Raw genomic sequence first — 19,590 nt, forward strand, 5'->3', positions numbered from 1 at the left:
GAAGCCCATTTCAAATACCTCTGTCATGAACCCTCGCCCTGCATCACGGTCACCCGATCTGCCTGCTGTTGTGCCCCGGCGTGCCGTGTGGACCGCATTGGCCGGGGCCGGACTCTTTGTGATGGCCGGGGGGCTGGGTGGCTGCGGTTTTGCGTTGCGCCAGGCGCCCAACTTCGCGTTTTCCTCGCTGCGGGTGGCCGTTTATGTGGGTACTCCGGTCTCCCGTGCCCTGCAGCGTGAGTTGGCTGCCTCTGGCATTCAGGTGGTGAACACGGCAGCGGTCGCCGGCCAGCCCCCGGTCCAGGTGGTGCTGGAGGTCTTGTTGGATCAGCGCGAGCGCGCGGTGGTGGGGCAGACCGCTTCGGGGCAGATCCGCGAACTGCAGTTGCGAACCCGGTTCCGCTACCGGTTGAGCACCCCGAGCGGCAAACGCCTGATCGAAGAAACCGAGATGCTGCTGGAGCGCGACATCAGCTTCACCGAAACCGGGGCTCTGGCCAAGGCGGCCGAAGAGCAGCTGATGTTCAACGACATGCAGAATGACATCGTGCAGCAGGTCATGCGCCGCCTGGCGGCGGTGAAGTCGCTGTAAGGGCGCCATGCAGGTTCCTGCGACGCAGCTCGCCAGCCAGCTGCAGCGAGGGCTCAAGGGCCTGTACACCCTGCATGGCGACGAGCCGCTGCTGATACAGGAAGCGGCTGATGCGATCCGCGCTGCCGCACGTGAGCAGGGCTTCACCGAACGCACCGTGCACACGGTGGCCGGTGCGCACTTTGACTGGGGCGAGGTACTGGCCAGCGGCGGCTCCATGAGCCTGTTTGCCGACAGGCAGCTGATCGAGATCCGCGTGCCCTCGGGCAAGCCGGGCAAGGACGGTTCACAGGTGTTGCAGCAGATGGCCGAGGCCGCACGGGACAACGACAGCACGCTCACGCTGGTGAGCCTGCCCCGGCTGGATGCCGCCACCCTGAAAGGCGCCTGGTTTGCTGCGCTGGACAGTTTCGGCGTGACGGTCAAGGTGGACCCGGTCGAGCGCCAGGCGCTGCCAGCCTGGATCGCGCAGCGCCTGCAGCAGCAGGGTCAGCGCGTGGCCGCAGGGGAAGAGGGTCAGCGCACGCTGCAGTTTTTTGCTGACCGGGTCGAGGGCAACCTCTTGGCCGCGCACCAGGAAATCCAGAAGCTCGGCCTGCTGCATCCGGCCGGCGAGCTGTCGCTGGAGCAGGTCGAAAACGCGGTGCTCAACGTGGCGCGCTACACCCCGTTCAAACTCGCCGAGGCGGTGCTGGGCGGTCAGGTGCTGCGTGTGCAGCGCATGCTCGACGGGCTGCAGGCCGAGGGCGAGGCCGCGGTGCTGGTGCACTGGGCGTTGGCGGAAGACATCCGCACGCTCAACCGGGTCCGCGGCGCGATGGACGCGGGCCGCCCGTTGCCCATGGCCCTGCGTGAAAACCGTGTCTGGGGCGTGAAGGAAAAACTGATGGAGCGCGTGCTGCCGCTGCTCAAACCGGCTACGTTGGCCCAGTGGCTGCAGGACGCGCACACGGTGGATGGCATTGTCAAGGGACTCAAGCAGTCCGACTGGCCCGCGGATCCCTGGGGGGCTTTGAACCGCATGGCCTTGCGGGTCGCGCAGGCCTGCGCGCTGAAATAGCCCTCCTTTCCCAGCGGACCACGCCTTTGGCTCGGCGAAGCCGTTTCCTCGGCGTTTGCATGGGTGCTTGCAGCGTTGTCCTCGTCGCTGGTTCGAACTCGGACAGTGGTGGGCACATGGTGTAGGGCATGGTGCGAAAATCGCACCATGAACGCGACCAACACCACCGAACTCATGAACACCCTGGGGCTGCAGGCCAAGGCGGCCTCGGCGCTCATGGCCAAGGCCAGTGCGGCGACCAAACTCAAGGCCCTTCGAGGCCTGGCCGCGCTGTTGCGGGCCAACGTGGCACCGCTGCAGGTGGAAAACGCAAAAGACCTGGATCGCGCCCGCGCCGCCGGCCTGGCCGAGCCGATGGTGGACCGTCTCAAGCTCACGCCCAAAGTCATCGAAACCTGTGCCGAAGGCTGTGAGCAGCTCGCGGCCATGGCCGACATCATCGGTGAAATCTCGGGCCTGAAACAGATGCCCAGTGGCATCCGCGTCGGCCAGATGCGGGTGCCGATCGGCGTGTTCGGCATGATCTATGAGAGCCGCCCGAACGTGACCATCGAGGCCGCCAGCCTGTCGATCAAGAGTGGCAACGCCTGCATCCTGCGTGGCGGCTCGGAAGCCATTGACTCCAACCGCGCCCTGGCTTCGCTGGTGCAGCAGGCGCTGGCCGCCGCCGGCCTGCCGACCGACGCGGTGCAGCTCGTGCCCACCACCGACCGCGCCGCCGTCGGCCAGCTCATCACCATGCCGCAGTACGTGGATGTGATCATCCCGCGCGGCGGCAAGGGCCTGATCGAGCGCATCAGCGCCGAGGCCAAGGTGCCGGTGATCAAGCACCTGGACGGCAACTGCCACACTTACGTGGACGACCCTTGCGACATCGCCATGGCGGTGACGGTGGCCGACAACGCCAAGACGCAGAAGTACAGCCCCTGCAACGCCACCGAGAGCCTGCTGGTGGCGCGCGCCGTGGCGGCAGATTTCCTGCCGAAGATCGGCGCCATCTACGCCGCCAAAGGGGTGGAGATGCGTGGCTGCGCCGAGTCGAAGGCGATCCTGGCTGCGGTCCCGGGTGCGACCGTGACGACTGCGTCCGAAGCCGACTGGTCCGAGGAATACCTCGCACCGGTGATCAGCATCAAGGTCGTCGAAGGGGTGGACGAAGCCATCGCGCACATCAACAAATACTCCAGCCACCACACCGACGCCATCCTCACCACCGACCACGTGCACGCCCAGCGCTTCCTGCGCGAGGTGGATTCAGCCAGCGTCATGGTGAATGCGAGCACCCGCTTCGCAGACGGATTCGAGTTCGGACTGGGAGCCGAAATCGGCATCAGCACCGACAAATTCCACGCCCGTGGTCCGGTGGGCGTCGAGGGCCTCACGTCCCTGAAATATGTGGTGCTCGGTGAGGGTGAAACAAGGAACTGATCTTCCACGCCGCCTTCGGCGCCTCCCCCTGTGAGGGAGCGACACCAGCCGTCCGGTCGATCCGGCCCGGCGGTGCTCCTGGACGGAACATCTCCAGGCGCGGCGTATTTGCGGTAATTCTGAATTTCGGTCGAACCTGCCTTGCAGGTGCACCGATTGCCCCCATTTCTGCCTTTCGACCGCAACTTCCGCTCCCTACAATGGGCCAGGAAGTTCCCACAAAAAGGCACCCATGGTCCCGCATCTTGTTACCGCCCTGACCGGCCCCATCAACGAACTCGAGCAGCGCATCCTCGAATCCACGCCGGTGATCGAGCGCTGGTTCCGGCTGGAGTGGATGGAGCACACGCCGCCGTTCTACAGCTCGGTGGATGTGCGCAACGCGGGCTTCAAGCTGGCGCCGGTGGACACCAACCTCTACCCCGGCGGCTGGAACCACCTCACGCCCGAGATGTTGCCACTGGCGGTGCAGGCCGCCATGGCCGCCATCGAAAAGATCTGCCCCGAGGCCAAGAACCTGCTGCTGGTGCCCGAGAACAGCACCGACGTGTTTTACCTGAGCAACCTGCGGCAACTGCAGCGCATCTTTTACCAGGCCGGCCTCAATGTGCGTCTCGGTTCCTTGTCCAACGACATCACCGCCCCCACCACGATCGACCTGCCGGGTGGGGAGTCGGTCACGCTGGAGCCGCTCATCCGCAGCCGGCGCCGCCTGGGCCTCAAACATTTCGACCCCTGCACCATCCTGCTCAACAACGACCTGAGCGCCGGTGTACCGGGCATCCTGGAAGACCTGCATGAGCAGTACCTGCTGCCGCCGCTGCACGCGGGCTGGGGCACACGCCGCAAGAGCCACCACTTCAAGGCGTATGAAGAGGTGTCCAAGCGCTTCGGCAAGCTGCTGGGCATGGACCACTGGCTCATCAACCCGATGTTCAACCAGTGCGGCCAGGTCAATTTTGCCGAAGAGCACGGACTGGAATGCCTGCGCACCAACGCCGACGCGCTGCTCGGCAAGATCCGCCGCAAGTACAAGGAATACGGCATCAACGAAAAGCCGTTCGTCGTGATCAAGGCCGACAACGGAACCGGTGGCATGGGCATCCTCACCGTGCGCGATGCCAAGGACATCGATGCCCTGTCGGTGGGCACGCGCGAGCGCATGGCCACGGTCCAGGCCGGCCAGCCGGTTCACGAGGTCATCATCCAGGAAGGCGTGCTCACCAACGAGCGCATCAACGCGGCGGTGGCCGAACCCGTGGTCTACATGATGGACCGCTATGTGGTGGGTGGCTTCTACCGGGTGCATGCCCAGCGCGGGGTGGACGAGAACCTCAACGCGCCGGGCTCCAGCTTCGTGCCGCTGGCCTTCGAGCAAAGCGCGCAGCTGCCGCAACCGGGTGTGAAGCCGGGTGCCAGCGTTCCCAACCGCTTCTACATGTACGGCGTGATCGGCCGCCTGGCCATGCTGGCCGCGAGTTACGAGCTGGAAGCCACCGACCCGAACGCTGAAATGTACGAATGACCCCCGCGCCGCGCTTGCAGCGCGTGCCTTGCCGGCCGCGTCATCGTCGGAGCCGATGACCCTTCGTCCCGTCCCAGCCTGCGCAGGCAGGCTGGGAGCCGCGGTCCTCAGCCCCCTGAAAGGGGGCGATGCGAGTGGCCCGGCGAAGCCGGTTCCACCGCATCCTGGTGACAGGCACGCCGCTCCGACTGAGGTTGGGTTCCGCGGCGTTCTGGGTGGCCCCCTCTCGCCGTTGGGGTTGTTGCGTTGCAACATTCTTCACGCCTTGGCCATTTCAGCCAGATTCCCCTCTGGCGGCCTGCGGGCCCTGAGCGCAGAATCGCCCCCATCCTGACAGCCGAACCCGGGCCGACAAGTCCCGGGTATTTTTGTGTCCAGCAACAAATCTTCGCTCACCGCGCTCACCCTGGGGGCCATTGGTGTGGTGTATGGCGATATCGGCACCAGCGTGCTGTACGCCATCAAGGAAATCTTCGGGTCGGGCCACGTTCCTTTCACCCACGAAAACGTCTATGGCGTGCTGTCGATCGTCTTCTGGACCCTGACCGTCATCGTTTCGCTGAAGTACGTGGTGCTGGTGCTGCGGGCCGACAACGCGGGCGAGGGCGGCCTGATCGCCATGCTGGCGCTGGCGTCGCAGGCGGTGAAGGACAAACCGGAACTGCGCAAATGGCTGCTGGTCATCGGCATTTTCGGCACCTCGCTGTTTTATGGCGATGGCGTGATCACGCCCGCGATCTCGGTGCTCTCGGCGGTCGAGGGCCTGGAGGTGGTCTCCCCGGCTTTCAAGCAGTACGTGGTGCCGATCACGCTGGTGGTGCTGTTCGGCCTGTTCTTCGTGCAGAAACGTGGCACCGGCGGCATCGGCAAGTTCTTTGGTCCGATCACCGTGTTGTGGTTCGTGGCGATCGCGGTGCTGGGTGTGTCGCACATCGTCGGCCACCCCGAAATCCTCGCGGCACTGAGCCCGCACCACGCGCTGCGTTTCATGTGGCAGCAGCCGGGCACCACCTTCATCATCCTCGGCGCGGTGGTGCTGTGCGTGACCGGCGGCGAAGCGCTCTACGCCGACCTGGGGCATTTCGGCAAGAAGCCGATCCGCGTGGCCTGGTTCGCCATCGTCATGCCCTGCCTGACGCTGAACTACTTCGGCCAGGGCGCGCTGCTGCTGGCCGATCCCGAAGCGGTGAAAAACCCGTTCTTCAACATGGCGCCCGACTGGGCGCTGCTGCCCCTGGTGGGGCTGGCCACCATGGCCACGGTGATCGCCTCCCAGGCGCTGATCTCCGGCGCCTTCAGCGTGACCAAGCAGGCGGTGCAGCTCGGCTACCTGCCGCGCCTGAACCTGCATCACACCAGCGTGCACGACACCGGCCAGATCTACCTGCCCGTCGTCAACTGGGGCCTGTTTGCCGCCATCGTGCTCGCGGTGGTGATGTTCAAATCGTCGACCAACCTCGCCGCGGCCTACGGCATCGCGGTCACGCTGGACATGCTGATCACCACCGTGCTGACCTTCTTCGTGATTCGCTACGGCTGGAAGTACCCGCTGTGGCTGTGCCTGCTGGCGACCGGCTTCTTCTTCGTGGTCGATCTGGCCTTCTTCAGCTCCAACCTGCTCAAGCTGTTCGCCGGCGGCTGGTTCCCGCTGCTGATCGGCGGCGTGGTGTTCGCGCTCATGATGACCTGGAAGCAAGGTCGCGCCCTGATGGCGGCCAAGCAGCAGGCCGAATCGCTGGACCTCGACAGCTTTCTGGAAGCGGTGTTCATGGCCCCGCCGTTGCGGGTGGAAGGCACGGCCGTGTTCCTGACGGCCGATACCGGCACCGTGCCCAATGCGCTGCTGCACAACCTCAAGCACAACAAGGTGCTGCACGAGCAGAACCTGTTCGTCACCGTGCGCAGCCACGAGGTGCCCTGGATCGCTCTGGACAAGCGGCTGGAAGTCGAGCCGTTGGGCCATGACTGCTGGCAGGTGGTGATCCACTACGGTTTCAAGGACGACCCGGATGTGCCCAAGGCGCTGCGGCTCATGCGTGCCCGAGGCTGCGAGCTGGAGCCCATGACCACCAGCTATTTCCTCTCGCGCGACCTGGTTGTGCCCACGCTGGGCAGCGGCATGGCGCCCTGGCGCGAAAAGATCTTCGCCCAGATGCACCACAACGCGGGCGCTGCGGCCGAGTTCCTGAACCTGCCGAGCAACGCGGTGATCGAGCTCGGGTCCAAGATCGAGATCTGAACTCTGCGGTTTTAGGCCGCTGCATCGCGGGATCGCGGCGCCGGCATGCCCTGCGCCGCTCATGTCCCCCGAGGCCGCGTTGCGGCCTCTCCTCCTTGACTTCGCTTTGCAGGACATGCCGCCGCCCCGATCGGTCGGCGTGGTGGTGCGCCACCGGGCAAACGCCGTTGCACATCCCAGCGTCACAATTGCCGCATGTCGTTCTTCCGTGATCTCAACCTATCGGCCGCCACGGCCGGTTTCGTGGCGGTGCTGGTGGGTTTCACCGGTTCGGTGGCCACCGTTTTCCAGGCCGCACAGGCCTTTGGCGCCACGCCCGAACTCATCACTCGTGGATGTGGGCGCTCGGTCTGGGCCTGGGGCTGTGCTCGGCCATTCCCTCGCTCCTCTGGAAGCAGCCGGTGATGGTGGCCTGGAGCAAGCCCGGCGCGGCCGTGCTGGCCACAGCCGGGTTGGCGGGCGGCTTCACCATGCCGCAGGCGGTTGGTGCCTTCATGGCCTCCGCCGCGCTGATCGTGCTCGCGGGCGCCACAGGCTGGTTCGAGCGCATCATGAACCGCATCCCCATGGCCCTCGCCTCGGCGCTGCTGGCCGGTGTGCTGGCGCGTTTTGGCCTGCAGGCGTTTGCGGCGGCGCAGACCGCGCTGCCGCTGGTGTTGCTCATGCTGCTGGCCTACCTGCTGGGCCGGCGCCTGCTGCCGCGCTATGCGGTGCCGCTCACGCTGGGCGTGGCGGTGGTGTATGTGCTGGTCCGGGGCCAGTTCAACGCGGGCGCGCTGACGCTGGAATGGGCCAGGCCGGTGTTCACCGCGCCCGAGTTCACCCTCAGCGCTTTCGTGAGCCTGGCGCTGCCGCTGTTCATCGTCACCATGGCCTCGCAGAACCTGCCGGGCGTGGCGACCATCCGCGCAGCGGGCTACGACATGCCGATCTCGAAGATCATCACCATGACCGGCGTGGTCACGCTGGTGCTCGCGCCCTTCGGTGCCTTTGCGCTCAACCTGAGCGCCATCACCGCCGCCATCTGCATGGGCGAAGAGGCGCACCCGGACAAGAAGAAGCGCTACACCGCGGCCGTGGCCTGCGGCGCCATCTACGTGCTGATCGGCCTGTTCGGCGCGGCCGTCACCGGTCTGCTGATCGCGTTCCCGAAAGAGCTGGTGCTGGCGATCGCCGGTCTGGCGTTGCTGGGCAGCATCGGTGGCGGCCTGCACGCCGCGCTGCGCGAAGACAGCCACCGCGAAGCCGCGCTCATCACCTTCCTTGTCACCCTCAGCGGGGTGGTCATTGCCGGCATCGGCTCGGCCTTCTGGGGCGTGGTCGCCGGCGCGATCGCGCTGTTTGTGCAACAGTACAGGGCTCAGAAAACCGACACACCATGAACATCCTCTTCGTCGCCGATCCCATCGAGTCCTTCAAGATCTACAAGGACACCACCTTTGCCATGATGCGCGAGCTGCAAAAGCGCGGCCACCGGGTGGCCAGCACCGAACCGCGTTTCATGAGCTGGCGCAGCGACCAGCCGGTGATCGCCCAGGTGCGCCACCTGCAGCTCACCAGCCACGCCGACGACTGGTACACCGTGACCAGCGAGGCGCTGGAGCCTGTGCACAGCTTTGATGCCGTGATCATGCGCAAGGACCCGCCGTTTGACAGCGAGTTCTTCTATGCCACGCATCTGCTGGAACAGGCCGAGCGCGAAGGCGCAAAGGTGTTCAACAGCCCGCGTGCGCTGCGCGATCACCCCGAAAAACTCGCCTTGATGGAGTTCGCGGCCTTCGCGCCGCCGACGCTGGTGACGCGCAACGCCAACGAGCTGCGGGCCTTCCACGCCGAGCACCGCGACATCATTCTGAAACCGCTCGATGGCATGGGTGGCGTAGGCATTTTCCGTGTCGGCGCCGATGGCATGAACCTGGGGTCGATTGTGGAAACCCTCAACGAGGGTGGGGCCACGAGTGTGATGGCGCAGGCCTACCTGCCCGAGATCGCGCTGGGTGACAAGCGCCTGCTGCTGATTGGCGGGCAGGTCGCGCCCTTCGTGCTGGCGCGCATTCCGCAGGGCAACGAGGTGCGCGGCAACCTCGCGGTTGGCGGCAAGGGTGTGGCCCAGCCGCTGTCGGACGAGGACCGTGCCGTGGCCGAAGCCATCGCGCCCGTGCTGGCCGCGCGCGGCCTGCTGCTGGTGGGGCTGGACATGATCGGCAACAAGGTGACCGAGATCAACGTCACCAGCCCGACCTGCTTCCAGGAAATCACCGACCAGACCGGCTTCGACGTGCCGGCGATGTTCGTCGATGCGCTGGAGGCGGCGCTGAGATGAGCCACCCCCGCAGCGCTTCGCGCTACCCCCTCAAGGGGGCGGCACTGGCCGTCCGGCAAAGCCGGCCCGGCGGTGCCCTGGGCGCCACCTTGGCATGCACAGGGATCGCGCTCCGGCGGTCCCAAAAATCGACATGAGCGACATCGAAAAACCCGCAGAGCCGACGAAACAGGCGCGCAACCCGCTGCACGGCCTGACGCTGGAGGCCATCGTCACCGCGCTGGCCGACCACTACGGCTGGGAAGAGCTGGGCCAGCGCATTCCGGTGCGCTGTTTCAACGTGGACCCGAGCGTGGGTTCCAGCCTGCGTTTTCTGCGCAAGACACCCTGGGCGCGCGAGAAGGTCGAGGGTCTGTACCTTTTCATGCTGCGCGAAGAGCGGCGCGCTGGCGGCGGCACGGGTCGCTCCAGAGGCGGTTGAACGCTGCCCCGGTTTGCATCGGGTTCGAAATCCATAGCTGCGCCCCTTGAGTGGGCGTGTGTCGTGGATGCACCACGGCAGGCCATGTTGGAGGGGGCTGGTGGTCCGAATTTGTCAGTCAAAAGAAGTGTTTCTGGTCGACCTCATGGCTTTCCCGCCTTGTTGTGCGCGAACGGGTGCAGTAAAAGCTTGTGTTCAGGGAGCCATACCCATACCCATACCGACACACCGCCCGTTCCATGCCCGAAACTTTTGATCTGACCACCGCTGTCTACACCAAGACCGCCGTTGGGCAACAGGAAATCCAGACCCGCTCGCTCGGTTTGTCACCCTTGGTGCGCCGCATCCTGGTGGTGATCGATGGCAAGCGCTCGGGCAGCGAACTCGCCGCCTTTCTGAGCGGCAGCGGCGACATCGAAGAGATCCTGGCCCAGCTGCTGACGCTGGATTGCGTCGAGGCGCAGGTGCGCGCCAAACCCATAGCCTCGCCAGCGCCGGCCGCTGCCGCCGCGGTGCCGACGAATGAGGCGACCGGGTCGTTGTCCAGCGAGATACCGGGCCTGCCGAGTGCCGACTCGCGCAGCGCCAAAGACAACGAGATGGCGCGCAACTTCATGATCAACTCGATCAACTCGATCATTGGTCAGAACATGCGCATTTCGCTGGTGCACGACATCTTTCATGCCGAGACCACCGAGCAGCTGCGCGTGGTCTACCACGCCTGGGCGAGCAGCATGTCCAACCACAGCATGGGTGCCAAGCGCTTGCCCGAGTTGCGGGAGAAGCTGTTCAAGGTGCTCTGAGCGCGCACCGTGGCGCGTACTTCAATGAGCTGCGGTTTTTGAAAAGACGTTGAGCACGGCCACGCCCGCGATGATCAGGCCCATGCCCAGCAGGCCAGCCAGGTCGATCTTCTGACCATACACCACATAGGCCACCAGCGTGATGAGCACGATGCCCAGGCCCGACCAGATGGCATAGGTCACACCCACCGGTATGGTCCTGAGCACCAGCGAGAGGCAGTAGAACGCCACCGCATAGCCCGCCACCACGACCACCGATGGGCCGAGCCGCGTGAACCCTTCGCTGGCCTTGAGCGCGGTCGTGCCGATGACCTCGGCCACGATCGCGATCCCCAGGGTCAGCCAGGCGGTCAAGCGCTCTTCTCCAGCACGGGCAGGCCGTCCACGAACACCTTGAGCTCGTCGGGCTCGAAGGCGGTCCAGGTTTCGTTGTGGGTGAGGGGCGTGGTGACGATCACCGCTGCCCGGTCACCGGGGTGGTTGAGTTCGGCAAAGTTGACGGTCCAGTCGCGGTCCATCAGGGTGGCTGGCGCAAACGGGTGCTGGCGCACCAGCCAGTGCAGCCTGGTGCTGCAGTGCGCCCACAGCGCCTCGCCGTTGGAGAGCAGGAAATTGAAGCTGCCGAAGTGGCGCACCTGGGGCACGAGTTCACGCAGGGTGAGCGTGAGCTCTTCGGTGCTGGGCAGGCTGGCGTGGGATTTGGAGAGTTCCTGCATCAGCCAGCAGAACGCGCGTTCGCTGTCGGTGCTGCCGATGGGCTGGAAGTGGCTGTGCAGGTGGGGAAAGTAGTCTTTCAGGTCACCGTTGTGGGCAAACACCCAGTGGCGGCCCCAGAGTTCGCGCGAGAACGGGTGGGCGTTTTCCAGTGCCACCTCGCCGATGGTGGCCTTGCGCACGTGGGCGATGATGTTGCGGCTCTTGAGCGGGTAGCTTTGCAGGAACTCCGCCATCGGCGACCGGGCCGCGCTCTGGTGGTCCACAAACAGCCGAAGGCCGCGACCTTCAAAGAAAGCAATGCCCCAGCCGTCGGCGTGTTCACCGGTGTTGCCTCCGCGCTGGCAGAAGCCGGTGAAGCTGAACGAGGCGTCGGTGGGGGTGGCGCAGTTGAGTCCGAGCAGTTGGCACATTGGGAAGACCCCCCTGCGCCGCTGCGCGGCTTCCCCCCTGGAAGGGGGGACCACGCCCTGTGGCCCGGCAAAGCCGGTTCCACGGCGTGTGCTGGATTGGGGGATCCCCTGCTCCGGCGCCGTGCCTCGGTTGGGAGGCTCATGGTGGTGAAGAGCCTATTGTGCGGCGGACTGTTCGTTGTGGGGCGGGGCCGCTTCGGTCGGGTTGCGAGGGTCCACCGCAGGATCAGTCTGCCGCGCGTTCTGCACGCAGCCGCCACGCGGCAACCAGGGCCAGGGCGCAGATCGCCGCCAGCAACCCGAAGGTCTCGTCAAACGCGGCCAGCCGCTCCGGACTGGGGTTGGCCGTGTCGAGCCGGAAGCCGTGGGCGGCGAAGCGCCATTCGAGCACGATGCCACACAGGCTGACGCCCGCGGCACCGCCCAGCATGCGCAGGAAGTTGATCACGCTAGACCCCTGCGGGATGTGGGTGCGCTCCAAACCGCGCATGGCGCCGATGTTGAGCGAGGGCAGGATGAAGCCCAGCCCGATGCGGCCCAGGATCGCCCAGGTCACCAGCAGCGGAATGATGTGGCTGGGGCGGCGCAGGTCGATCGTGAACATGAGGGCGAACGAGGCCGCCAGCAGCACCAGCCCGATGCTCACCAGCCGGTGCGTGGGCTGGCGGTCAGCCAGGCGCCCGACGATGGCGATGGTGATGGCCAGCACCAGGCCTGCTGGCAGCAGGATGCTGCCCACGTAGGACGGCGAAAGCCCCAGCCCCATCTGCATGTAGACCGGCAGCAGGTAGGTGGAGCCGAACAGCGCGATGCCGTAGATGAACGCCACGATGCTGCCCATGGCGAAGCGCCGGTCGGTGAACAGCGAGAGGTTCATCAGCGGGTCGGTGCCCTCGTCGGGCCGCCGCAGCCTGCGCTTGAGCGTGCGCCGCTGCAGCCACACGAACAGCAGCAGGGCCAGCGCCGCGCCGCCCAGCAGGGCGGCGCTGGCGGCCGTGCCACCCTGCAGCTCGACCAGGCCGTTGAGCAGGCACAGCGTGCCCACGGAGGCCAGCAGCAGACCGCGCCAGTCCAGCCCCGAGCCCTGCGGGTTGGCGGCCCCGCCGCCGGGCGCGGTGCCGGGCACGAAGCGCTGCGCGAGCCAGAGCGACGCGATGCAGAACGGCACCACCATGAAAAAGATCGATCGCCAGCCAAAGCCATCCACCAGCAGGCCGCCGATGCTGGGGCCGATGGCCGGCGCCAGCACCACGCCCATGCCGAAGACGCCGCTGGCGCGGCCCTGCTCGCTCGGTTCGAAGGCGCGCAGGATGATGATGGCTGGAATGGGCTGCACCACGCCCGCCGCCAGGCCTTCGGCCACGCGCGCGGCGAGCACCAGCGGAAAGTGATTGGCGAATCCACCGGCCACGCCGCCCGCCAGCAGCAGCCACATGCAGCCCGAGTAGGTGCGCCGGTAGCCGTAGCGCGCCAGCAGCCAGGGTGTGGTCAGCATGGACACGGTCATGGCGGCCATGAAGCCCGAGGTGACCCACTGTGCGCGTTCCTGGCCGAGCGTGAAGTGCTGGCTCATGTCGGGAATCGCCACGTTGATGATGGTCGACGACATGATGGCCGCCATCGTGCCCACCATCACCGAGAGCAGCAGCAGCCAGCGGTAGCGCTCGCCATAGCGTTCGCGCAGCGCGGTGATGGAGTGGTCGGCTGGGGGGGCGCTCATGGGCGCGGCTTGCGGCGACGCTGGGCGTCACGCCACAGGCGCAGCGCCAGCAAGATCAGCGGCACGCTGTGCAAAGCCAGGTCGAAGAGGTCGAGCGGACGGGTGAGCGTGCCCTGCGACAGCATGCGCAGCTTTTCGATCAGGTGCGGCTCGGGCACCACCGGTGCCACGGCCAGCCAGATGGCGATGACCACCAGCCAGACCAACGGGAAGCGGTCCAGCCAGCCCATCACGCAGCGCTCCCGTTGGGGCTTTGACCGGCCTGGAAGGCTGCCAGACAGTTGCCGCAGATGCACGCCTGGCCCCGCGCCGCCTCGGGCAGGCGGTCCAGCAGTTCGGCGCTGAAAGTGAACGAGGTGCACCAGCACGGCGCCTGTTCCACGCCGGTGGCGCGCTGGATCTCCATGGCGCAGCGGTTGTCGCCGCCGCAGAGCGGGCAACGGGTCGGGTCGGTGGACAAGATGGTGGTCTGCATGGAAATGGAACAATCTGCTCAGTGTATCGGCCCGGTGCCTGTGGTATTTTCAAACCGTCCATGCCCCACCTTCGAACCCCCATTTCCATCGTCCTCGCGGCACTGCTGCTTCACGGTGCCGCCCTCGCTGCCGAGCCGCTGCACACCGTGCCCGACACCCTGGCCCAGCGCATGATGGCCTGCACCCTGTGCCATGGCCAGGAAGGCCGCGCCACCAACGCCGGCTACTTCCCGCGCATCGCCGGCAAACCGGCGGATTACCTGTACCACCAGTTGCTGCACTTTCGCGACGGCCGGCGCAACAACGCCGGCATGAGCGATCTGCTCGACCACCTGAGCGACACCTACCTGCGCGACATCGCGGGCCACTTCGCCGGGCTGGACCTGCCTTACCCGCCACCCCAACCCTCTGACGCACAGGTTGACGAACTCGCGCGCGGTGAGGCGTTGGTCCGCCGCGGCGATGCGGCGCGCGAACTGCCCGCCTGCACCGCCTGCCACGGCGCGGCCCTGACCGGCGTCAATCCCGCCGTGCCCGGCCTGCTGGGGCTGCCGCGCGACTACCTGATCGGCCAGCTCGGTGCCTGGCAGACCGGCTTGCGCAAGGCCTTCGAACCCGATTGCATGGCTCACATCGCCCAGCGCCTGCAGCCGGCCGACGTCGCGGCCGTGTCCGGCTGGCTCGCTGCGCAACCCCTGCCCGCCAACACCCGCCCGGCGCCGCCGGCCACCCTGGCCCTGCCGCTGAAATGTGGCCTCTCGTCCCAGAGCGGCGGGGGCGCTCGATGAAGGTCGCGCCCCTGCGCGCCACCCTGGCGGTGTTGCTGCTGGCCTGCGGTGGGCTGGTGGCTGCCGTGTGGTCCGAGCTGCGGGGTGATGCCCTGCCGGCCGCGGAGGCTTTGGCGCCGCCTGCGGCGGAACAGGTGGCCCGCGGGGCCTACCTCGCGCGCGCCGGCAACTGCATGGCCTGTCACACCGCGCGCGGTGGTGCACCCTATGCGGGTGGCCGCGGCATCGAAACGCCCTTCGGCACCGTGGTCGCCGGCAACCTCACGCCCGACCCGGAAACCGGCCTCGGCCGCTGGTCGCCCGAAGCCTTCCGCCGAGCCCTGCACGAAGGCCGTTCGCGCGACGGCCGCCTGCTCTACCCCGCCTTCCCTTACGCCCACACCACCCTCATGCCCGAGGCCGACGTGGACGCGCTGCACGCCCACCTGCGCAGCCTGCCCCCGGTGCACCAGGCCAGCCGGCTGCACAGCCTGCGTTTTCCCTATGACACCCAGGCCGCGCTGGCGGTGTGGCGTCTGCTGAACTTCAAGCCGGGCCGTTTCCAGCCCGACCCCGCGCAGTCGGCCGAGTGGAACCGGGGCGCCTACCTCGTCAACGGGCCCGCCCACTGCGCCGCCTGCCACAGCGCGCGCGATGCCCTCGGTGGCGCCAGCGCGGCCTTCGGCGCCAGCGACCTGCCCGACGGCCACTGGTTCGCCCCTTCGCTGAGCGACCCGCGTCAGGCCGGCGTGCAGCTGTGGAGCACCGAACGCATCGTTGCATTGCTGCAGCGGGGCAGCGTCGACGGTGCCACCGTCATGGGGCCGATGGCCGACGTGGTTTTTCACAGCACGCAACACCTGCAGACCGACGACCTGCGCGCCATGGCCACCTACCTCAAGGCCCTGCCGGTGCTTGAAGAGCCCGAGGCCGCCTTCAGTGCCGCCGACAGCACCCAGATGCATCTCGGCGAGCAGCTCTACCAGCGGCATTGTGTGGATTGCCATGGCGCCGCCGGACAGGGCGCCGCCGGCGCCTACCCGCCGCTCGTGGGCAACCGCGCCGTCACCCAGACCTCCCCGGTCAACACCCTGCAGGCCATCCTCCGCGGCGGCTTTGCGCCCGCCACCGCCGGCCATCCGCAACCCTACGGCATGCCACCGTTCCGCACCTTGCTGAGCGATGTGGAGGTGGCCGCCGTGGCCAGCTTCGTCCGCCAGAGCTGGGGCAATGCCGCGGGCGCGGTGTCCTCGCTGGAGGTGCAGCGCGTGCGCTAAGTTCGGTCTTGCGTCGCGTGGCGCCTGGGTGACCGCGCGGTGGGGCGCCGGGTCACTACCATCGTGCCATGAACACCGCCACAACCTCCGACGAAGGCCGCATCAGCACCGAGGTGCGCGGCCATGTGCTGCTCATCGGCATTGACAGGCCAGCCAAACGCAACGGCTTCACGCCGGGCATGCTGAGCGCGCTCGCCGAGGCCTACACCCGGCTCGACGACGAGCCCGCGCTGCGTGTGGGCGTGCTGCACGCCCACGGCGGGCACTTCACCGCTGGGCTCGACCTGCCCAGCTTCGCGCCGCTCATGCAGCGCGGCGAGTACGCCGTGCCGCACGGCCTGGTGGACCCGCTCAACCTCGGCGATGCCGGCTGGCGCCGCCGCACCAAGCCGATGGTGGTGGCGGTCAAAGGCATCACCTACACGCTGGGCATCGAACTCATGCTCGCGGCCGACATCGTGGTCGCGGCGGACAACTGCCGCTTCTCACAGCTCGAAGTCCAGCGCGGCATCATGGCCACGGGTGGCGCCACGCTGCGCATGGCCGAACGCGCGGGTCTGGGCAACGCGCTCTTGCACCTGCTGACCGGCGATCAGTTCGACAGCGCCGAAGCGCTGCGGCTGAACTTCGTGCAACGCGTTGTGCCTGCGGGGACTGAGCTCGATGAAGCCCTGCGCATCGCCGACGCCATCGCACAGCAGGCGCCGGTGGCCGTGGTGGCGACGCGGCTCAACGCGCTGAAGGCGGTGGAGCAGGGGCCGCTGGTCGCCATGGCCGAGTTCGACGCGGTGCAGCAGCGGCTGGCGAACAGCGAGGATGCGAAGGAGGGCGTGGCCTCGTTTGTGGCGAAGCGGACGGCGGTGTTCAAAGGACGCTGATGGCGTCAAAGCGCAACACGCTCGGGTGACCAAGGGGGCCGCGGATGCCCCTTCATAATGGCAGGCACACCAAAAAAACTGAGCCCCCGCCTTGCTGTCTCGCCTGACCCCCTACCAATCCCAATACGTCGCCTGGCAGCTGTCTCGTCGCATGGGCGCCGATTCGGCCGACCTGTTGGCGTCCACGCTGGTCGATGCGCAGGTGGACCTGAACCCGCATCAGGTGGAGGCGGCGTTATTTGCATTTCACAGCCCCCTTTCAAAAGGGGTGATCCTGGCCGACGAAGTGGGTCTGGGCAAAACCATCGAGGCTGGTTTGGTCATCGCCCAGCGCTGGGCCGAGCGCAAGCGCCGCATCCTCATCGTCGTGCCGGCCAACCTGCGCAAGCAATGGCACCAGGAGCTGCAAGACAAGTTCAGCCTGCATGGGCTCATCCTGGAAAGCCGCAGCTACAGCCAGCTTAAAAAGGAAGGGCAGCGCAGCCCCTTCGAGCCCACCAACCGCGTCGTCATCTGTTCCTACCAATTCGCCAAGTCCAAGGCAGACGACCTCAAGCGGATACCGTGGGATCTGGTGGTCATGGACGAAGCGCACCGCCTGCGCAACGTCTATAAACCCAGCAATGTCATTGGCAAGACGCTGAAAGAAGCGCTGGCCCACGCGCCCAAGGTGCTGCTCACCGCCACCCCTTTGCAAAACTCCCTGCTGGAGCTGTACGGCCTGGTCAGTCTGGTGGACGAGCGCGTGTTTGGCGACCTTTCCAGTTTTCGTGACCAGTTCGGTGCCTTGGGCCATGCCGACACCTTTGCCAAACTGCGTGCCCGTTTGCAGACCGTGTGCCTGCGCACGCTGCGTCGCCAGGTGCTGCCCTACATCTCGTACACCAAGCGCATCCCCATGGTGGAGCAGTTCTCGCCCTCGCAAGACGAGCAACACCTGCGCGAACAGGTGGCCGAGTACTTGCGCCGCCCGCAGCTCAATGCCCTGCCGTCGGGGCAGCGCCAGCTCATCTCGCTGGTGCTTTGGAAGTTGCTCGCCTCCAGCAGCTACGCCATTGGGGGCGCCCTGGGTACCATGGCCCAGCGCCTCGAAGACAGCCTTGCCGAGAAACCCGCCGAGGCCCTGGCCGAATCGCTGGACGAAGACTTTGAATCCCTCGACGAGATCGAAGAAGAGTGGGCCGAGCCCGAAGAGGCGTCGGCCACCCAGCTCGCCAGCGTGGCTGAAGAGTTGGCCGAGCTGCGCGAATTCCAGCGCCTGGCCACCCACATCAGAGACAACGCCAAAGGCCAGGCCTTGCTCCAGGCGCTGGGCAAGGCCTTTGCCGAGCTGGAGCGGCTGGGCGCCAACCAGAAGGCGCTGATCTTCACCGAGTCGCGCCGCACGCAAGACTATTTGCTCGGTCTGCTGGAGCAAGGCCCCTACGCGGGGAAGACCGTCTTGTTCAACGGCACCAACACCAGCCCGCAGGCCCAGCAGATACACGCCGCCTGGCTGCAGCGCCACGCGGGCACTGACCGCATCACAGGCTCGCGCTCCGCCGACACGCGCGCTGCCCTGGTGGAGCACTTCCGCGACAGCGCGAAGATCATGATCGCCACCGAGGCTGGGGCCGAAGGCATCAACCTGCAGTTCTGCTCGCTCGTCATCAACTACGACCTGCCCTGGAACCCCCAGCGCATTGAGCAGCGCATTGGCCGTTGCCACCGCTACGGCCAGAAGCACGACGTGGTGGTGGTCAACTTCGTGGACCTGAGCAACCCTGCCGACCAGCGCGTCTACGAGCTGCTGGCACAGAAGTTTCAGCTGTTTGAAGGCGTGTTCGGCGCCAGCGACGAGGTGCTCGGCACCATCGGCAGCGGTGTGGACTTCGAGCGCCGCATCGCCGAGATCTACCAAACCTGCCGCAACCCGCAGGAGATTGAAGGCTCGTTTCAGCAGCTGCAGCTGGACTTGTCTGGCGAGATCAATACCGCCATGCTCAAGACCCGGCAGCTGTTGCTGGAGAACTTTGACGAAGCGGTGCAAGACAAATTGAAGGTGCGCCAGACAGAGAGCACCAGCGCCCGCAGCCGCTACGAGCGTCTGCTCATGGATCTGACCCAGGCCGAGCTGGAAGACCATGCCGAGTTTGACGACACCGGTTTCACACTCCAGTACACGCCGCCCGGCCTGAGTGCCGAAGACGCACCGCCGGGCCGCTACGAACTGCCGCGCCGCAGCGGCGAAGCCCACCTCTACCGCACCGGCCACCCCCTGGCCCAGGCGCTGATCGACCAGGCCCGCCAACGCAACCTGCCCCCCGCTCACCTGCGCTTCAGCTACGACGGCTATGGCGCCAAAGTCTCCACCCTGCAAGCCCTGCGCGGTACCAGCGGCTGGCTGGCCCTGAGCGTGCTCACCGTCGAAGCCCTGGGCACCGCTGAAGATCACCTGCTGCTGGTGGCCACCAACCAAGCTGGGCAAGCCCTGCACGACGAAGACACGGAGAAGCTGCTGCGTCTCCCCGCCGAGTTGTTGGCCGATGCCACCGCTGCAGCCAATGCACCTTCAGGCCTGCAACAGGCCATTCAAGGCCAGCAAGAGCAGCGAGTGCGCGAGGTGAACCAGCGCAACCTGGGGTACTTTGATGCCGAGGTGCAGAAGCTCGACGCCTGGGCCGATGACCTCAAGGGCGGCCTTGAAAACGAAGTCAAAGAGCTGGACCGCGAGATCAAGGACGTGCGGCGCACCGCGTCAGTCGCCGCCACCTTGGAAGAAAAATTGGCGCATCAGAAACGGCAGCGTGAGCTCGAAGCCAAGCGCGGGCAGTTGAGGCGCCAAATTTTTGACCGACAAGATGAGATTGACTCGCAGCGAGGAAGTCTGATCGCTGCGCTGGAAGTTGGCCTGTCAAGCCAGCTGAAAAGGACAGACGTTTTTTATGTGCAATGGGAACTGACATAGGGATGGA

Annotated in this window: 17 protein-coding genes and 1 pseudogene; 13 read left to right on the plus strand and 5 right to left on the minus strand. The window is 66.4% G+C overall.

Going from position 1 to position 19,590, the window contains the following annotated elements; genetic code table 11:
- Nucleotides 1-25: 25 nt before the first annotated feature.
- The 9 genes and pseudogenes from AC0GNO_RS13690 to AC0GNO_RS13730 all read left to right on the plus strand — a co-directional run bounded on the left by AC0GNO_RS13690 (nt 26) and on the right by AC0GNO_RS13730 (nt 10,391).
- Nucleotides 26-592, plus strand: coding sequence for an LPS-assembly lipoprotein LptE (locus AC0GNO_RS13690; RefSeq protein ID WP_472904326.1), 567 nt, complete (start codon nt 26-28; stop codon nt 590-592).
- Between the two features lie 7 nt (nt 593-599).
- Nucleotides 600-1,652 carry a DNA polymerase III subunit delta gene (holA, locus tag AC0GNO_RS13695; RefSeq protein WP_472889921.1) on the plus strand — a complete coding sequence of 351 codons (1,053 nt, stop codon included), beginning with the start codon at nt 600-602 and terminating at the stop codon, nt 1,650-1,652.
- 147 nt (nt 1,653-1,799) lie between these two features.
- Nucleotides 1,800-3,080: a glutamate-5-semialdehyde dehydrogenase gene (locus tag AC0GNO_RS13700; protein WP_472904327.1), complete on the plus strand. Its 1,281-nt coding sequence runs from the start codon at nt 1,800-1,802 to the stop codon at nt 3,078-3,080.
- A 232-nt stretch (nt 3,081-3,312) separates the two neighbouring features.
- Nucleotides 3,313-4,605: a glutamate--cysteine ligase gene (gene gshA, locus AC0GNO_RS13705; RefSeq protein ID WP_472904328.1), complete on the plus strand. Its 1,293-nt coding sequence runs from the start codon at nt 3,313-3,315 to the stop codon at nt 4,603-4,605.
- Nucleotides 4,606-4,975: 370 nt separating this feature from the next.
- A complete protein-coding gene (locus tag AC0GNO_RS13710) occupies nt 4,976-6,844 on the plus strand; it encodes a potassium transporter Kup (protein ID WP_472904329.1) in 1,869 nt (622 codons plus the stop codon).
- A gap of 195 nt (nt 6,845-7,039) precedes the next feature.
- Nucleotides 7,040-8,226 (plus strand): annotated as a pseudogene (locus tag AC0GNO_RS13715) (benzoate/H(+) symporter BenE family transporter).
- Nucleotides 8,223-9,167, plus strand: coding sequence for a glutathione synthase (gene gshB, locus AC0GNO_RS13720; protein WP_472904330.1), 945 nt, complete (start codon nt 8,223-8,225; stop codon nt 9,165-9,167). Before AC0GNO_RS13715 ends, gshB begins: the two are co-directional and overlap by 4 nt.
- A gap of 133 nt (nt 9,168-9,300) precedes the next feature.
- On the plus strand, nt 9,301-9,588 hold the full coding sequence (locus AC0GNO_RS13725) for a VF530 family protein (RefSeq protein ID WP_472889926.1): 288 nt from the start codon (nt 9,301-9,303) through the stop codon (nt 9,586-9,588).
- Nucleotides 9,589-9,827: 239 nt separating this feature from the next.
- Nucleotides 9,828-10,391, plus strand: coding sequence for a hypothetical protein (locus AC0GNO_RS13730; RefSeq protein WP_472904331.1), 564 nt, complete (start codon nt 9,828-9,830; stop codon nt 10,389-10,391).
- Between the two features lie 21 nt (nt 10,392-10,412).
- Here the strand turns inward: AC0GNO_RS13730 and AC0GNO_RS13735 are convergent, their stop codons facing one another.
- The 5 genes from AC0GNO_RS13735 to AC0GNO_RS13755 form a co-directional block, all read right to left on the minus strand.
- Nucleotides 10,413-10,745, minus strand: coding sequence for a DMT family transporter (locus tag AC0GNO_RS13735; RefSeq protein ID WP_472889928.1), 333 nt, complete (start codon nt 10,743-10,745; stop codon nt 10,413-10,415).
- On the minus strand, nt 10,742-11,518 hold the full coding sequence (locus AC0GNO_RS13740) for a class II glutamine amidotransferase (protein WP_472904332.1): 777 nt from the start codon (nt 11,516-11,518) through the stop codon (nt 10,742-10,744). Before AC0GNO_RS13740 ends, AC0GNO_RS13735 begins: the two co-directional genes overlap by 4 nt.
- Nucleotides 11,519-11,744: 226 nt before the next feature.
- On the minus strand, nt 11,745-13,238 hold the full coding sequence (locus tag AC0GNO_RS13745; RefSeq protein WP_472904333.1) for a DHA2 family efflux MFS transporter permease subunit: 1,494 nt from the start codon (nt 13,236-13,238) through the stop codon (nt 11,745-11,747).
- Nucleotides 13,235-13,468 (minus strand): hypothetical protein, encoded by a 234-nt coding sequence (locus AC0GNO_RS13750; RefSeq protein WP_472889931.1) that lies wholly within the window; start codon nt 13,466-13,468, stop codon nt 13,235-13,237. Before AC0GNO_RS13750 ends, AC0GNO_RS13745 begins: the two co-directional genes overlap by 4 nt.
- Nucleotides 13,468-13,713 carry a cysteine-rich CWC family protein gene (locus AC0GNO_RS13755; RefSeq protein WP_472889932.1) on the minus strand — a complete coding sequence of 82 codons (246 nt, stop codon included), beginning with the start codon at nt 13,711-13,713 and terminating at the stop codon, nt 13,468-13,470. The genes AC0GNO_RS13750 and AC0GNO_RS13755 overlap by 1 nt, the downstream gene beginning before the upstream one ends.
- A gap of 60 nt (nt 13,714-13,773) precedes the next feature.
- Between AC0GNO_RS13755 and AC0GNO_RS13760 the strand changes: the two genes are divergently transcribed.
- The 4 genes from AC0GNO_RS13760 (at nt 13,774) to AC0GNO_RS13775 (ending at nt 19,583) form a co-directional block, all read left to right on the plus strand.
- Nucleotides 13,774-14,502, plus strand: a complete 729-nt coding sequence (locus AC0GNO_RS13760; protein ID WP_472904334.1) for a c-type cytochrome — start codon at nt 13,774-13,776, stop codon at nt 14,500-14,502.
- Nucleotides 14,463-15,758 (plus strand): c-type cytochrome, encoded by a 1,296-nt coding sequence (locus AC0GNO_RS13765; protein ID WP_472904335.1) that lies wholly within the window; start codon nt 14,463-14,465, stop codon nt 15,756-15,758. Before AC0GNO_RS13760 ends, AC0GNO_RS13765 begins: the two co-directional genes overlap by 40 nt.
- A gap of 68 nt (nt 15,759-15,826) precedes the next feature.
- Complete coding sequence (locus tag AC0GNO_RS13770) at nt 15,827-16,636, plus strand: crotonase/enoyl-CoA hydratase family protein (RefSeq protein WP_472904336.1); 810 nt, start codon at nt 15,827-15,829, stop codon at nt 16,634-16,636.
- Between the two features lie 91 nt (nt 16,637-16,727).
- Nucleotides 16,728-19,583, plus strand: coding sequence for an SNF2-related protein (locus AC0GNO_RS13775; protein WP_472904337.1), 2,856 nt, complete (start codon nt 16,728-16,730; stop codon nt 19,581-19,583).
- The last annotated feature ends 7 nt before the right edge of the window (nt 19,584-19,590 follow it).

It is taken from the genome of Hydrogenophaga sp. L310 (genome assembly GCF_055703065.1).

Coding starts and splice junctions, on each gene's coding strand:
- AC0GNO_RS13740 (WP_472904332.1), bottom strand. CDS start 11,518: ATGTGCCAACTGCTCGGACTCAACTGCGCCACCCCCACCGACGCCTCG.
- AC0GNO_RS13750 (WP_472889931.1), bottom strand. CDS start 13,468: ATGGGCTGGCTGGACCGCTTCCCGTTGGTCTGGCTGGTGGTCATCGCC.
- AC0GNO_RS13730 (WP_472904331.1), top strand. CDS start 9,828: ATGCCCGAAACTTTTGATCTGACCACCGCTGTCTACACCAAGACCGCC.
- AC0GNO_RS13745 (WP_472904333.1), bottom strand. CDS start 13,238: ATGAGCGCCCCCCCAGCCGACCACTCCATCACCGCGCTGCGCGAACGC.
- holA (WP_472889921.1), top strand. CDS start 600: ATGCAGGTTCCTGCGACGCAGCTCGCCAGCCAGCTGCAGCGAGGGCTC.
- gshB (WP_472904330.1), top strand. CDS start 8,223: ATGAACATCCTCTTCGTCGCCGATCCCATCGAGTCCTTCAAGATCTAC.
- AC0GNO_RS13690 (WP_472904326.1), top strand. CDS start 26: ATGAACCCTCGCCCTGCATCACGGTCACCCGATCTGCCTGCTGTTGTG.
- AC0GNO_RS13700 (WP_472904327.1), top strand. CDS start 1,800: ATGAACGCGACCAACACCACCGAACTCATGAACACCCTGGGGCTGCAG.
- AC0GNO_RS13765 (WP_472904335.1), top strand. CDS start 14,463: ATGTGGCCTCTCGTCCCAGAGCGGCGGGGGCGCTCGATGAAGGTCGCG.
- AC0GNO_RS13725 (WP_472889926.1), top strand. CDS start 9,301: ATGAGCGACATCGAAAAACCCGCAGAGCCGACGAAACAGGCGCGCAAC.
- AC0GNO_RS13760 (WP_472904334.1), top strand. CDS start 13,774: ATGCCCCACCTTCGAACCCCCATTTCCATCGTCCTCGCGGCACTGCTG.
- AC0GNO_RS13755 (WP_472889932.1), bottom strand. CDS start 13,713: ATGCAGACCACCATCTTGTCCACCGACCCGACCCGTTGCCCGCTCTGC.
- gshA (WP_472904328.1), top strand. CDS start 3,313: ATGGTCCCGCATCTTGTTACCGCCCTGACCGGCCCCATCAACGAACTC.
- AC0GNO_RS13770 (WP_472904336.1), top strand. CDS start 15,827: ATGAACACCGCCACAACCTCCGACGAAGGCCGCATCAGCACCGAGGTG.